Genomic DNA, 14,730 nt, shown 5'->3' with positions numbered 1-14,730 from the left:
GGCCATGTCCATTACACAAACCAGGAAATCCTGGCTCCGTCTGCCCACTGGCTTCGAAGTCGCGGCATTGCTCTGCCTGATCATCGTGGTGGCGCCACTCATTGTGGTGGCCGGGGCTGCACTCAATGCCGAAACCATGACCTTCCCGCCAAGGTCGATTACCCTCCACTGGATGCTGGCGGCACTCGCCGACAGGGAATTCATGTCGGGAGCCTTGGTCAGTTTTGTCGTGGCCGCCATTTCGGCAACCTTCTCGACCATCTTCGCCCTGCCCGTCGCGCTGATGCTGCGCCGCGCGCCGCCTGTGGTGGCGCGTCTGCTGACCCTGTCCTTCCTCGGGCCATTGCTTGTGCCATCGGTTATCTTTGCGCTGGCGCTGTATCAGGTGATGCTGAATTTCTTCGGCGTCAGCAGCATCGCGGCCCTCGTTATCGGCCATATCATCATCACCATGCCCTATCCGGTGCGCACCATCACGGCCGTGACCGAGGGGCTCAATCCCGCCCTTGAGGATGCAGCCAGCAGTGTCGGGGCGACGCCCTGGCGCACTTTCCTGTCCATCACCTTGCCACTCATAAAATCCGGCGTGATTGCGGGCTTCCTATTCGCCTTCATTACCTCCTGGAACGACTTCAATGTCTCGATCTTCCTGACACCGCGCGAGATGCAGCCGCTGTCGATCAAGATCTATGAATATCTGCTGTTCCAGTACCGCCCCATTATTGCTGCCGTTGCGACCTGGTCGATCATCGGCTCGGCCGTCATCGTCATCCTGATCGACCGGCTGGTGGGCCTCAACGTGTTCTCGGGACAGCGCGGCAAATAGCCGGACTGCTCTGCGCAAACAAAAAAGGGGGCCCGATGGCCCCTTTTTCATTGGTCTGTCTTCCGCTTATGCCGTCAACGCCTGCATGGCCGCTGAAAAAGCGCGCTCGATCTCCTGCCGCCGCACGTGGCGACCATTTTCGACCAGCTTGCGGCCCCGCGCCCAAACCGTTTTCGGCCTTGCCTGTTCGGCGAATATCCAGCTGTCGAGAAGGCGGTCCTTTGCCAGATAGGGCACGGCATTCTGATCGAGCGCGACCATGTCGGCCGGACAGCCCGGGGCAATTCCCGCCTGGACGCCCAGAGCCTGTGCGCCCCCCACCAGAGCCGCGTCAAAAAGATTGCGGCCAGTTGACCCCTCGGGCCTGGCAAGAACATTTCGCGCCCGCAGGCTCAGACGCTGGGAATATTCAAGCATGCGTAATTCACCGGACAGCGAGATTTGCACGTTTGAATCAGACCCGACGCCGAAACGCCCGCCCAGGCTCGTGAAACTGTCGCACGGAAAAATGCCGTCTCCCAGATTGGCTTCGGTGATTGGGCACAATCCGGCGACGGCACCGGCCTGCACCATGTCGCGCGTTTCGGTCTCGGTCATATGGGTTGCATGGATCAGGCACCAGCGCTGGTCCACCGGCATATTGGCGAGCAGCCATTGCACCGGCCTGGCGCCGGAATGGGCCAGGCTGTCTTCCACCTCCTGGGTTTGCTCGGCGACATGGATATGGACCGGGCCGTCCTCGCAAACCGCAAGCAGATGAAGCAGTTCGACCGCGGTAACGGCGCGGAGGCTATGTGGCGCGACGCCGAGAACGAAGCCATCCAGATGAGATGTAAATGACCTGCACTGCGCCATCAGGCGCTCGAAACTGTCTAGTGAGTTGATGAAGCGGCGCTGCCCCTCGATGGGCGCCATGCCGCCAAAACCAGCATGGGCATAAAACACCGGCAGCAAGGTCAGCCCGATGCCGGCAACCTCACTGGCTGCGGCAATCCGCTCGGCCAATTCGGCGATATTGTCATAGGGCCGGCCATCCATGTCGTGATGCAGATAATGGAATTCCCCCACACGGCAGAAGCCGGCCTCCAGCATTTCCATATAGAGCAGCGCCGCCACCGCCTCCACGCTCTCTGGGGTCATGCGCAGTGACATGTCGTACATGATCGTGCGCCAGCTCCAGAACGTATCATTGGTCGGGCCCCTGAATTCGGTTAGGCCCGCCATGGCCCGCTGGAAAGCATGGCTGTGCAGATTGGCCATGCCCGGCACGATGACCTCATGGCATTCGTCATCGCCTTGCGGCTGAGCCGAAGGCTCGATTGAGGCGATCCGTCCCTTGGCGAGGGTAATGCGGACATTGTCATACCAGCCGTCGTCGAGCAGGGCTGAGGTCGCAAAGATCGTAGTCAAGAATATCTCCTTTTGGGCAGGCATGGCCCTTTCCACAACGGGAAAGTTTTCCAACAAGCCGGTTGCCCTACCCGCCAATATGTATATACATTTAAATCCAAGAGATAGACAAGTCAGTGGGGCCTTCGTGCAAGAGGCGCAAGAGAAAGCAACGCAGAAAGCAGTGACCTGGCACAATGCGCGGCTGATCACGCTCGATCCGCAACAACCCGGACTGGGCATTATCGAGAATGGGGCCTTGGTGACCCAGGGCGGACGGATCGTTTATTCCGGTCCCGAAGCAGACATGCCCGAGAGCAGCGGCGAAACCGTAGACTGCGGTGGCCGCTGCATTACGCCGGCGCTGGTGGATTGCCACACACATCTGGTCTTTGGCGGTGACCGGGCGCGCGAATTCGAAATGCGTCTATCCGGCGCCACTTACGAAGACATTGCCCGGGCCGGCGGGGGCATCGTCGCCTCGGTCGAAGCCACTCGTGCCTTGCACGTGGATGGGCTTGTTGAAGCGGCTCTGCCGCGCCTTGATCATCTTCTCGCAGAAGGCGTTTCGACCGTCGAAATCAAGTCCGGTTATGGGCTGGATATCGAGACAGAACTGCGCATGCTGCGCGCAGCGCGGACGCTGGCCGTTCGCAGGCCGGTGCGCATCCGCACCTCCTATCTTGCCGCCCATGCCGTGCCGCGGGCCTATCGAGGCCGCCCTGACGATTATATCGGTGAGATCGTGCTGCCGGGCATGGATCTGGCGGCTGCCGAGGGTCTTGTCGACGCGGTCGACGGTTTTTGCGAGACAATTGCCTTTTCTCCGGCCCAGATCGAGCCTGTCTTCCGCCATGCGCGCTCCCTCGGCTTGCCGGTCAAGCTGCATGCGGAACAATTGTCCAATCTGGGCGGCGCAAAATTGGCCGCACAGCATCAGGCATTGTCCGCAGATCACCTTGAATATCTCGACGCAGAGGGAGCGCGCGCCATGGCGGAGGCGGATACCGTTGCCGTCCTCTTGCCCGGCGCATTCTATACCTTGCGCGAAACACAGGCGCCGCCGGTCGACTCTTTGCGACAGGCGGGAACCCGCATCGCCATCGCCACCGATTGCAATCCGGGAACCTCCCCGCTCACCTCGATGCTGCTGACCATGAATATGGCGGCGACGCTGTTTCACCTGACGGTTGAGGAATGCCTTGCCGGGGCGACGCGCGAAGCCGCACGCGCCCTTGGCCTGCACCATGAAATCGGCACGCTCGAAGCCGGCAAGGCCGCCGACTTCGCCATCTGGAACATCAGCCAACCGTCCGAGCTGGTCTACCGGATCGGGTTCAATCCGCTTCACGCAAGGGTCTTTGCCGGACGCTGCGTTGCCTTCACAGGCAAGGCAGGCTGAAATGACGGCATTTGAAGTCACGCGCGGGGACTCCCCGATCATTCTGGGATTGCCCCATACCGGCACGGATGTACCGCCGGACATCCGCGGGCGGCTAAACGGAAATGGCCTTAAGCTAGCCGATACCGACTGGCACATCCACCGCCTCTATGATGGCCTGCTGCCGGACGCAACGAGCGTTCGTGCACTGTTTCATCGCTATGTGATCGACGCCAATCGCGATCCGGCAGGCGGTAGTCTCTATCCTGGCCAGAACACGACCGGGTTGGTACCCGAAACCGATTTCGATGGACAGCCGATCTGGAACCCGGGAGCTGCGCCCGACAGCGCCGAAATCACCGACCGCATTGCGCGCTTCCACGCGCCTTATCACGCGGCGCTCAATGCGGAAATCGAACGTGTTCGCGCCCAGCATGGCATTGCCATTGTCTATGATTGCCATTCGATCCGCTCGCACATTCCCTTCCTGTTCGAAGACACGCTGCCCGATTTCAATATCGGCACCAATGGAACGACCAGCTGCGACCCGCGTGTCGAACAGGCTGTGGTGGACGTGGTGAGGGCAGCGCCAGGCTATTCCAGCATCGTCAATGGCCGCTTTAAGGGCGGCTGGACGACCCGACATTACGGCCGGCCCGAGGCGGGCATCCACGCCATCCAGATGGAACTAGCGCAGAGCACTCATCTCGCCACTGAGCTCCCGCCCTTCGACTACGCGCCGCAACACGCCGAGCAGCTGCGAGGTCACCTGAAAGACATTCTCGAGCGCCTGTCGGCGCTCGCCACAACGATCAAACACTGAATTCCGGAGTATTCCATGGACGAGTTGCGTCACAATTTCAGAGAAGTACGCGCCCCACGCGGCAATGTGCTCAATGCCAAGAGCTGGCTGACGGAGGCGCCGCTGCGCATGCTCATGAACAATCTCGACCCCGACGTGGCCGAAAACCCCAATGAATTGGTTGTATATGGTGGCATCGGGCGCGCGGCACGCACCTGGAAGGATTTCGACCTCATCGTCGCCACGCTCAAGGATCTTGAGGAAGACGAAACACTGCTGGTGCAGTCGGGCAAGCCGGTCGGCGTCTTCCGCACCAATAAGGACGCCCCTCGCGTGCTGATCGCCAATTCCAATCTCGTGCCGCATTGGGCGACCTGGGATCATTTCAACGAGCTCGATGCCAAGGGTCTGGCCATGTACGGCCAGATGACCGCCGGCTCCTGGATCTATATCGGCACGCAGGGCATCGTTCAGGGCACGTTCGAAACCTTTGCCGAAGCGGGTCGCCAGCATTATGGCGGCAGTCTCAAGGGCAAATGGATCCTGACCGGTGGGCTGGGTGGCATGGGTGGCGCCCAGCCGCTCGCCGCCGTCATGGCTGGCGCGTCCTGCCTTGCCGTGGAATGCGACGAAACCCGCATCGATTTCCGCCTGCGCACCCGCTATGTCGACGAAAAGGCCAAATCGCTGGATGAAGCGCTGGCCCTGATCGAAAAATGGAATGCGGCCGGGGATGCCAAGTCCGTCGGCCTCCTCGGAAATGCCGCCGAGATATTTCCGCAGATTTTCGAGCGCATGCAGGCCGGAGGCCTGCGCCCTGATATCGTCACCGATCAAACCTCGGCCCATGATCCCCGCAATGGCTATCTGCCACTGGGCTGGAGCGTGAATGAGGCCAAGGCAAAGCGCGAAAGCGATCCCAAATCGGTAGAGGCGGCGGCGCGCCAATCCATGCGCAAACATGTCGAGGCCATGGCTGCCTTTCATGAGGCAGGCGTACCCACGCTCGATTATGGCAACAATATCCGCCAGGTGGCCAAGGACGAAGGCTTCGAAAACGCCTTTGCCTTCCCCGGTTTCGTACCGGCCTATATCCGCCCGCTCTTCTGCCGCGGCATCGGCCCCTTCCGCTGGGCGGCTTTGTCGGGCGATCCAGAGGACATCTACAAGACAGACGCCAAGGTTAAGGAACTGCTGCCCGACAATGTCCACCTGCACAATTGGCTGGACATGGCACGCAAGCGCATCGCCTTCCAGGGCCTTCCCGCCCGCATCTGCTGGGTGGGACTGGGCGACCGCCACCGGCTGGGCCTCGCCTTCAACGAGATGGTGCGCAATGGCGAACTCTCCGCGCCCATCGTCATCGGCCGCGACCATCTCGATTCCGGCTCCGTCGCCTCCCCAAATCGTGAGACCGAAGCGATGCAGGATGGCTCGGACGCCGTTTCCGACTGGCCTTTGCTCAACGCGCTTCTCAATACCGCCTCGGGCGCTACCTGGGTGTCGCTGCACCACGGTGGCGGCGTCGGCATGGGCTTTTCACAACATTCGGGCATGGTCATCTGCTGCGACGGCACCGAAGAGGCTGATCGGCGCATCGAGCGCGTGCTCTGGAACGATCCGGCCACCGGGGTCATGCGTCATGCCGATGCCGGATACGACATCGCGCGCGATTGCGCGACCAAAAATGGCCTCAGGTTGCCCGGCATTCTGGGCGCCTGACGCATGCGGATTGTTCGAGCAAGCGAGTATCGTCGGATGCCTTGGAAGAATGGCGGAGGAGAGACGTATGAGATCGCCGTCTTTCCTCCGGAGGCCTCGCTTCAGGATTTTGGCTGGCGCATCAGCATGGCAAGGGTCGCATCCGATGGACCGTTCTCGATCTTTCCGGGCGTGGACCGTACACTGAGCATTGTCGAAGGCGCTGGTTTCCACCTTGCTGTCGAGGGCTTCGATCCAGTTGAGTTAAGGCCTGACACAGCGCCATACCTGTTCAGTGCCGGGCTTGCCGCGCATGCCCGGCTGATTTCCGGCCCGATCCAGGCCCTGAACGTCATGACGCGCAGGGGGCGTTTCGATCACGCCGTGCAGATAATGCATGTCCAGGAGAGCTTTGATTTTAACCACCAAAAAGATGTTGGCATATTAATCTCCGGAGGGGATTTTACATTAAACAATACTAACAAAATCAACAAAAATGATGCCGTAATATTAAATTGTAGAGAAAAATGTGTTATAGAATCAATTGATTCTATAAATTTGATTTCTATTTCAATCTCATCTTCTGGCTGACGACGCCTAGCTCGCTCACTGCCCTCAGTTTGCCATCGCCACAACCGCGCGGCCTCGAATGAGCCCTTGATAATATCACACCCCAAATGGCTGCGTTCCATCAGGCCGCAACCAAAAGCGGCCTGTCCGCCTTGCTGAAGAGTTTCGGATGCCGATAGGCGCTCGAAAAAGTCCGGGTGACCCAACCCGCGATCCGCAGGCTCAGCGCTATGGGTAATTCTGGATTTGGCCGGCTTTTGGACTGCCTGGATTGTGTGATGGAGCCGCGCTGTCTCGGTCGCGTGGTGCGATAGATCGGCCGGTGAGGCAGAGCTTGTCGCGACAGATGGGACCAAGCTGTAAGGTGATGGCGATCCCCGCATCGATTGGCGCAAGATGCTTGGCAGACCGCGATGGTGATGTCTCGGTCTGGGCTGGCATTGGTTCATGCCGGGTCATGGGCGGTCTCCCGGTTCGTCGTTGGGGCGGCGGGCGGTGCGCGAGGCCGGCACCCCGGGAGAAGGTCTCGCTGATGATCATGGCGCCGCCACAACATGGACATGGCGGGCACGGGTCTGCAGGCTCCTGGATATGAAGGTCGTCCGGCGCCGGCGCGACCTCGAGCAGATCGCGGGCCTGGCCGAGGCAGTCCTTGCGGGCCGAGCTGGCGAGCAGATCGTAGTGCCGGATGCGGTGGAACCCGCGCGGCAGGGTTTGAAGCAGGAAGCGGCGGATGAACTCATTGGCGGCCAGGGTCATGACCTGCTGTCGGTCGGCGCCGCTGCGGCGATAATCCTAGCGGAAGGTGATCTCGCTCCCGTCGAACCGGAGAAGACGGCTGTTTGAGATGGCGACGCGATGGGTATAGCGCGCGAGATAGGCGAGCACCGCCTCAGGTCCGGCAAAGGGCGCCTTGGCATAGACCACCCAACGCTTTCTTCGGACCGGCGCAAGATGGCGCTTGAAAGCGCGATGGTCGCTGAGCCCCGCCATCTTGCCGAAGAAGCCGAGCCGCCGGGCATCATGAAGTTCCAGCAGCCGGGTCAGGAACAGATGGCAGAACACTGCGCCGAGCACCCGCACTGGCAGAAGGTTGGCCGCGATGAGATCCATTGCCCATCCGGCGTGATGCCGCCGCCGGGTACGATCATGTGGATATGGGGATGGTGGGTCATGGCCGAGCCCCCGGTGTGGAGTACGGCGGTGATGCCGATGCGGGCACCCAGGTGCTTCGGATTCGCTGCGATCGTCAGCATGGCCTACGATGCCGCCTTGAACAGCAGATCGTAGACCAGCGCCTTGTTGCGGAAGGCGGTATCGGCGACCTCGGCGGGCAGCGTGAACAGCACATGGAAGTAGCCGACCGGTGGGAGATTGGCCTGCTGAGCTTCGAGCCAGGCGCGTCCCCGCCGCGCCCTGGCACCGGGGACGATGCCGGTTGCGACAAGAGTTATAGGCGATGCGCTGGTGCCCGCAGTCCGTGCAGGCTTCCACATGACCGCCCAGCGCCGCGGTGCGGCAGCTCTCAATCGCCGATATGACCTTGAGCTGATCCAGGCTCAGATGCCCGGCATACTCCCGACCGTTTCCAGCACCAGCCGCAGTGCCCGGGTCCGCACCTCGGGGGAACTTGTTCGTTGTCTTGCTCATCAGGCTCTATCCTACTTGGGAGTTAGAGCCTCCGGCAAACCCGGCCGGCTTCGACGAACTCAAAGCCGGACTCCCTCAGATTCGGACGTCCTTGAGCTCGTCGAGAAGGGCTAATCGTCCCATCTGGCTTCGGCTTGCGCCAGTTCGGGAAGCATTCCAGCGCACGTCACACCCGTTATTTTTGGTTATATTGAATACACCGCGAAGCCCGTCCCCGCGGAGTTCGCTGTAGAGGGATATTTCTTCCAATACGAACGGCATTTTGTCTATTGGCGCCGTCTCTCGAACGGAGATATCGGCATCGTTACTATCCTCCACCAGCGCATGCACCAGATTGATCGATTCCGCGAGGAATTCGGCTTGTAATGGGCCGTCCTGCTTGCGAACCCCCAATAAATCCGCGTTTTCGCCTGTCTTTGACAGTCTTTGTGGCTGCGACCCTTGTTTGTGCGCTGGTCGGCTGAGAGATTCATCGGCGGGCTCTCACTCTTTCGACATCCGAGGCCGGTCGCATTTTTTAGACCAGAGAAGGTTGGATATCAGACCCCTCCCCTCCGTCACTTGTCCTCGTGAAAACTTTCTCCCGATCCGCCTCCGGCCGGATTTTCTCGTTGTTTTCGGGGGTTGTCGAGATGGGCCGAGCACTACTCCATCGTCAAAAGGCGCGAAAGCAGGCTCTCTAGGTCGATATTCTCTGGACCTGATGACTGGGCCATTTTAGTGAATAGCCGTGTAGGCCATTGAAATATAATGGTTCTTGAGGCGCATTTCCGATATTCGATCCCGGTCGCGTTCGGTTGCTGATGGAGCTGGCGTCGAACTATCGCTGGTCTTTGCTTGGGTGCTTGTGAAACGTGTCGTTTTGATCGGTTTGCTGTCCCGATGCTGTTCTGCTTTCGACCCATTGTCGCCGTTTCGTGTGGTTTCCCCGCCGCCTGAAACTTGCCATTCATTCACTACTAACGAACGGCAGATTCGGGGCCGCTGGCGGACTGACCGGTTTTGGTAGCGGGAGGGCCAAAGCAGCCATTCGGCGTCGGTCGCGCCTAGGGTCAGGACCTATTAATCTGGATTGATCTGTGATTCAGATTGCTCATTGGAGGTTCCGATGGGTGATTTGTTCTTGCTGAGCGCGGCTCAGATGGCGCGGTTGTCGCCGCATTTTCCGTTGGCGCATGGCGTGCCGCGGGTCGATGACCGGCGGGTGGTGAGCGGCATCGTCTACGTCATCCGCAATGGTCTGCAGTGGAAGGGCGCTCCCGTTGCCTATGGCCCGCACAAGACGCTGTACAACCGCTTCATGCGCTGGAGCCGGCTGGTCAGTCAGGGCGGCCCCAGACCGGAGCGGATCATGATCGACGCGACCCACCTCAAGGCTCATCGCACGGCGGCGAGCCTGCTAAAAAAGGGGAAGTTCCCCGCCATATCGGACGGACCAAGGGCGGGTTGAACGCCAAGCTCCATGCCGTCTGCGATCAGGCCGGACGGCCCATCATCCTCAAGCTCAGCGCCGGTCAGGTCAGCGACCACAAGGGCGCCGCCATGGTGCTCGAGGCGTTGCCAGCTGCGTCCCATCTGATCGCCGACCGGGGCTACAACAGCGCCTGGTTCCGCCAGGCGCTCGCTGACAGGGGCATCACCCCCTGCATCCCCTCAAGCCGCAGCCGCAAGCTCCCCTTCTTCTACGACAAGGATATCTACCGGCAGCGCCACAAGGTCGAGAACCTGTTCGCCAAGCTCAAGGACTGGCGCCGCATCGCAACTCGATACGACCGATGCGCCCACACCTTCTTCTCAGCAATCTGCATCGCCGCAACGATCATCTTCTGGATCAATGAGTCCTGACCCTAGTCTCATCGGGCCGGCAACAGCGCGAGAGCTTATGCTATTGACGCATGGGGCTCGGCCTCCAGCAAATGTCAGTTCCAGATGCCACATTAGGTGTCCACACTGGACGCTATCTCTGCTGCAAAGGTCAAGGCACCCACCAAGCCTGCCGACGCGCCGAGGCGAGCCTGCAACATGTTGGCGCTAACCGGGAGCAGTGCGTTGGCGTGCCGACACAGCGGACCATAGAACTCGGCGCGCGCTCCTATGCTGCCGCCAATGACAATATGATCGGGATCCAGGATAGATTGCAGGGCCGCAATACCGAGGGCGGCCCGTCTGGCGGTGGTCTCGATTGCAGCGACAGCTTGCGCGTCGCCCTGGTTGGCACGATCAAATATCGTACGGCCATCTGCGGGCCCAGCGCCCGCGGCATAGAGGTCAACAAGCGCATGGCTGCCGGCCAGATCTTCGAACTGCCCCGCCTTGGTCAGTCGGCAGTCCTCGGCCAAACTGCCCACCGGGAGATAGCTGATTTCGCCGGCACGTCCGGCGGCGCCGCTCAAAATGCTGCCATTGGCGACGATGCCGAGACCAATGCCGGTGCCGAAAGAAACCAGGCACATCAGCGCGCCGGATGCTTCGGTATTGTGCCGCGCTTCACCAAGCGCGGCGAGGTTGACGTCATTTTCGATCGTGACGCGGGCGCCCACCGCAGCGCTGAGTTCAGCTCTCAAATCGCCGCCGGGTGCCAGGGGAATATTGGGGGCAAGATCAATATGGCCGGTCCTGGGCGAGACAGCGCCGGGCACGCCGAGCACAACCATAGAGCTTTTGGCACCATCCTGGAGTTCGATGATCGTATCGCGCAGCTGGTTGAAGAGGGCGGACGCCGACGATGTGTCGGTGGCAAGCAGCTTTTCGGCCGCGACCCGTCCGTCAGCTCCGGTCGCGGCAGCATGCAGCTTGGTGCCACCGAGGTCCAGACCAATAAGTCTGGTCTCTGGGTCGCTCGAGAACCGGGTGGAAGCATAGGTGCTGATCGGCTGGTTCATGGGAATGTCACTTCTTTTCTGACACCTTCTAGGAAGCGGCCTGCGGGCGGATCCGAGGCAAACTGCCCAGCATCGAACACGACAGAACCGCGCAGGATGGTCTGCTTCACCACCCCGGTTAGCTGCTGTCCGACATAGGCGCTGTGGCGGTTCTTGTAGTGGAGGTGGTCGGCGGCCAGCGTCGCGCGTTTCTTGGTGTCGATAATCACAAGGTCTGCATCCAAGCTTGGGGCAATGCTGCCTTTTCGGCTATCGAAGCCGAAGAGCCGGGCCGGGTTGGTAGAGGTCATGCGCACGAGGTCGACCCATGGCAGGCCACGCGCTTCAATCCCGCAGGTGATCATGGCTGGCAGGGTGGATTGCAGGCCGGAAATTCCACCCCAGGCGGCGAAGATGTCGTCATCGCCGGCGCGCTTTTCCTCAATGAGACAGGGAGAATGATCGGAGGCGATCACGTCGACCTGTCCGGCTAGCACGCGATCCCATAGGGCATCCCTTTCGCTGGCTGCGCGCAGGGGTGGGGCGCACTTGGCTTCCGGACCGATCGTGTCAAGATCGTCTTCGGTGAAAAACAGGTAGTGCGGGCAGGTTTCCGAAGAGACGGGAAGCCCGCGCTGCTTTGCGGCAGAGATGAGATCTATGCCGGCTGCGGAGGAGACGTGGACGATGTGCAGCCGGACGCCTGTCGCCTCGGCAAGGGCAATGGCGCTGGTGATGGCGCTAAGTTCGGCGGCAATGGGCCGTGACTTACCCCATGCCCGCCGATCCTTGCGGCCCGATTGCCGCAATTTCAGCGTCAGACTTTGGGTGATCTCGTCGTCTTCGGCATGGACAGCGAGGAAGCTGCCGAGCCCAGCAATGATGCCCATGCCCCGCCGCAACATGAGGTCGTCGGCGCGGGGAAAGTCATATGATGCGGCGCACATGAAGGCCTTGAAACCGGCGACATGTTGCGCTGAAAGCGCCGCAAGATCGGCGGTGTTGTCGGTGACCAGCCCGCCCCAGAGCGCATAGTCGATGATGCTCTGCTGGGCAGCGAGACGCTTTTGCTCAAATGCGCTGACATTGATCGTGGGTGGAGAGGCGTTGAGCGGCATGTCGACGATTGTAGTAATGCCGCCCGCTGCGGCGGCGCGACTGCCGGTGGCAAAGCCTTCCCAATGCGCTCGTCCGGGTTCGGAGAAATGGACATGCGCATCCACCAGCCCAGGCAGGAGCAGGTTCTGCTCTGCGTCGATGAGCGTCTGGGCTTCAAGATCGGGATTGCCCTCGACTATCCCTGCAATGCGTTCACCCTCGACCAGCACACCGCCGTACACCACGCCAGCGGTCGTCACAACCTGAGCGTTGCGGACGTAGAGCCGTTTCATTGGTCGGCTCGCTTTTCGGGAGGCGCGGCGAGCTGTTGTGCGGCCACAGCCAGCCGGCCTTCGAGATCGAGAGGGTTCCAGTCGATTTCACGAATCCGGGCATCGACAAAGTCGTCAAAGACGTCCCGTTCGCCTGTGTCGCTGGGGGAAATATCGAACTGGCCACGGTGCAACTCGATGAACGGGCGCGCATGAGGGATCTCGGCGAAAAGGCCGTTCCAGTCTATGAACCCTCGCCCAAGCGGCGCCAGGTGGCGGATAAGCCGATCGCCATTGCGCTCGATTGCGGCATCGTCGACATGAAGCTGGTCGACAATTGCCGACAGCTTCCTTGCAGCGTCGAGCGGGTCCTCACGGCGTATAATAAGGTTTGCCGGATCGAGCGCCACGCCAAGTATCTGGTGGTCCGTCGCCTCGACCAGCCAGAGCGCGTCGTCCGAGGACAGTTCCTCGTGCGTTTTGACGAGGAGCCGCATATTGGCGGCACGCAAGGTCGGCGCCATGGCTGAGATGAGCTGCGCAACAGCCTCAAGCTGGCTCTGCCAGGGCTCGGCTTTGCTGGCCCGGTCTTCGAGCGTTCCAATGCTAAAAAACAGGCGATCGATGCCGCAATCGGCGGCGCGACCGACAGCGAGTTCCAGCCCGCGCTGGAAGTCGCCATTTGCAAGGGCGGCGTAATCGGCACAGCGGTCGGGCCGGTTCGGATGCAGCCAGTTGATTCCGCCTCGGAGCGTGAGCCCAAGCCGCTCTGCCTCGCGTGCAGTTACTGCCAATTTTCTAGGCGACAGATTCTTGTCGATGGCTAGCAGATTTGCAAATACGCAGCTATCGAAACCCAATCCCGCCACGGAATTCAGAACCGCGATCGGGTCAGCGTTCTCGATCAGAACGCTGCCATCGAGAATGCCCGACATCATGCAATCTCCAGGATAGTACGGGGCAACTTGCCCAGCCATTTGCCGCCCGTGGGCGTGGCGACAGCGACGTCACCCAGGCAAACGTGACCTAGCCCGGGCAGATTGAAATTGGGGTGGATTTCCATGACCATATTTTCTAGCACGAGCTGCGGATTTGTGTCGCCATTGCGCAGTGGCGACAGGGCGGGCGCCATTCCCGGATCGACATAATCCAGCCCCAGACCGTGGCAGGACTGGAAGCGGAAAGGGTCATTCTCCCGGGTGAATGGGCAGAAGGCGTCGATAGCATTTTCGAGCGTGTCAACGACGTCATGCAAAGCTGCGCCGACGCGGAACGCCCCAACCGCGACATCCTGCATATGCTGCAATGCCTCGTTGGCCTCTACCAGCGCATCGCTTGGCGCTCCGAGCGAAATAGTTCGGAGCGTCTGGGCATAATAGCCCTCGCAGGTGACCACTGTGCCCAATTGGATGCGGTCTCCCATGTCGAGCGTCTCGGGCAGCTCGAACATTTCAAAATATGTCACCGGCGGATTGGGGCCGGTGGAAAGCCACAGACGGGAAATGTCGGCGCCTTGACGTCGCCCTTCAAACTCCACCTCAGCCATGATCTGCGCCGGACTAACGCGCCTGCGGACCGCATCAATGGCCGCTTCCACCATGGCTTCCGAAATCCCGACGGCCGCCTCATGCAGCGCCAGTTCTGCTGGCGATTTCCGCATCCGCATGGCGGCCAGATCGGCATCGAGAGGCACGAGCCGGTCATTGGGCTGTGCCCAGGCGCCGAAATTGCCCAAAGTCATTTCACGCGCGCCAGCCAGCCCCAGGGAGCCTGATATGGAAAGGTCGGCGCAGGCCGCGTCGATAGCCTCAGTCCAGCTTCTTCCAGCCAATTGAACGATGTCGAACTGGCCCCCGCAACGATGACGCATCAGCCGGTCTTCGTTCTTTCCGGGCACCACAATTATGGGGCGTCCCGCCAAGGGAACTACCAGAACTGTCGGCGTTCCCATCACGCTCCAGCCCGAGAAGTACTGCACGACGCCGGCTGTCTGTGTCGCGGGTCCAAGGATGCGGGGTGACGCGAACAGCACAGCGCCATCCAGGGTTTTCTGCTCGAGTAGGCCGCGTAGGCGACTTAGTCTTTCGCTTTTCTCATGATTGCTGATCGGGCTGTTCATGGGATCATTCCAGGCCTTGACAAAGATCGATAGCTGTCGTCGTATCAAACTGTAAGGAAAG

General features: G+C 60.7%; 12 protein-coding genes and 1 pseudogene. 6 read left to right on the top strand and 7 right to left on the bottom strand.

Features of this window, described 5'->3' with window-relative positions:
- Positions 1–4 precede the first annotated feature (4 nt).
- The gene (locus tag O9Z70_RS04915) at positions 5–826 is read left to right on the top strand and encodes an ABC transporter permease (RefSeq protein WP_286021376.1); all 822 of its coding nucleotides are present in this window, start codon (positions 5–7) and stop codon (positions 824–826) included.
- A gap of 66 nt (positions 827–892) precedes the next feature.
- Here the strand turns inward: O9Z70_RS04915 and O9Z70_RS04910 are convergent, their stop codons facing one another.
- Positions 893–2,236 carry a formimidoylglutamate deiminase gene (locus tag O9Z70_RS04910; protein WP_286021375.1) on the bottom strand — a complete coding sequence of 448 codons (1,344 nt, stop codon included), beginning with the start codon at positions 2,234–2,236 and terminating at the stop codon, positions 893–895.
- Between the two features lie 163 nt (positions 2,237–2,399).
- Between O9Z70_RS04910 and hutI the strand changes: the two genes are divergently transcribed.
- Genes hutI through O9Z70_RS04890 form a run of 4 tightly spaced genes read left to right on the top strand, consistent with a single transcriptional unit; the run spans position 2,400 to position 6,690 of the window.
- The gene (hutI, locus tag O9Z70_RS04905; protein ID WP_286021374.1) at positions 2,400–3,617 is read left to right on the top strand and encodes an imidazolonepropionase; all 1,218 of its coding nucleotides are present in this window, start codon (positions 2,400–2,402) and stop codon (positions 3,615–3,617) included.
- 1 nt (position 3,618) lies between these two features.
- A complete protein-coding gene (hutG, locus tag O9Z70_RS04900) occupies positions 3,619–4,419 on the top strand; it encodes an N-formylglutamate deformylase (RefSeq protein WP_286021373.1) in 801 nt (266 codons plus the stop codon).
- Positions 4,420–4,434: 15 nt separating this feature from the next.
- Positions 4,435–6,120, top strand: coding sequence for a urocanate hydratase (gene hutU / locus O9Z70_RS04895; RefSeq protein ID WP_286021372.1), 1,686 nt, complete (start codon positions 4,435–4,437; stop codon positions 6,118–6,120).
- Positions 6,121–6,123: 3 nt separating this feature from the next.
- On the top strand, positions 6,124–6,690 hold the full coding sequence (locus O9Z70_RS04890) for a HutD/Ves family protein (RefSeq protein WP_286021371.1): 567 nt from the start codon (positions 6,124–6,126) through the stop codon (positions 6,688–6,690).
- Positions 6,691–7,146: 456 nt separating this feature from the next.
- Here the strand turns inward: O9Z70_RS04890 and O9Z70_RS04885 are convergent.
- Positions 7,147–8,319: pseudogene (locus O9Z70_RS04885) on the bottom strand (IS91 family transposase); the annotation flags it as partial.
- A 75-nt stretch (positions 8,320–8,394) separates the two neighbouring features.
- Positions 8,395–8,712 (bottom strand): hypothetical protein, encoded by a 318-nt coding sequence (locus O9Z70_RS04880; protein ID WP_286021370.1) that lies wholly within the window; start codon positions 8,710–8,712, stop codon positions 8,395–8,397.
- 715 nt (positions 8,713–9,427) lie between these two features.
- On the opposite strand from O9Z70_RS04880, the gene O9Z70_RS04875 reads away from it, so the two are divergent.
- A protein-coding gene (locus tag O9Z70_RS04875; RefSeq protein WP_286021369.1) for an IS5 family transposase occupies positions 9,428–10,164 on the top strand; the annotation gives its coding sequence in 2 pieces (ribosomal slippage) (positions 9,428–9,731 and positions 9,731–10,164; 738 coding nt in all).
- Between the two features lie 92 nt (positions 10,165–10,256).
- Here O9Z70_RS04875 and O9Z70_RS04870 read toward each other — a convergent pair.
- The 4 genes from O9Z70_RS04870 to O9Z70_RS04855 are packed head-to-tail and all read right to left on the bottom strand — an operon-like array spanning position 10,257 to position 14,669.
- On the bottom strand, positions 10,257–11,201 hold the full coding sequence (locus O9Z70_RS04870; RefSeq protein ID WP_286021368.1) for an ROK family protein: 945 nt from the start codon (positions 11,199–11,201) through the stop codon (positions 10,257–10,259).
- Entirely contained in the window at positions 11,198–12,571 is a 1,374-nt protein-coding gene (gene allB / locus O9Z70_RS04865; protein WP_286021367.1) for an allantoinase AllB, read from the bottom strand. Before allB ends, O9Z70_RS04870 begins: the two co-directional genes overlap by 4 nt.
- Positions 12,568–13,488, bottom strand: a complete 921-nt coding sequence (locus O9Z70_RS04860; RefSeq protein ID WP_286021366.1) for a sugar phosphate isomerase/epimerase family protein — start codon at positions 13,486–13,488, stop codon at positions 12,568–12,570. Before O9Z70_RS04860 ends, allB begins: the two co-directional genes overlap by 4 nt.
- Positions 13,485–14,669, bottom strand: coding sequence for a M24 family metallopeptidase (locus O9Z70_RS04855; protein ID WP_286021365.1), 1,185 nt, complete (start codon positions 14,667–14,669; stop codon positions 13,485–13,487). Before O9Z70_RS04855 ends, O9Z70_RS04860 begins: the two co-directional genes overlap by 4 nt.
- Positions 14,670–14,730: the final 61 nt, after the last annotated feature.

Source organism: Devosia sp. YIM 151766 (assembly GCF_030285925.1).
GTDB lineage: Bacteria > Pseudomonadota > Alphaproteobacteria > Rhizobiales > Devosiaceae > Devosia.
The sequence above is the reverse complement of the archived record's forward strand: the minus strand, read 5'-3'. Positions and strand labels throughout refer to the sequence as shown.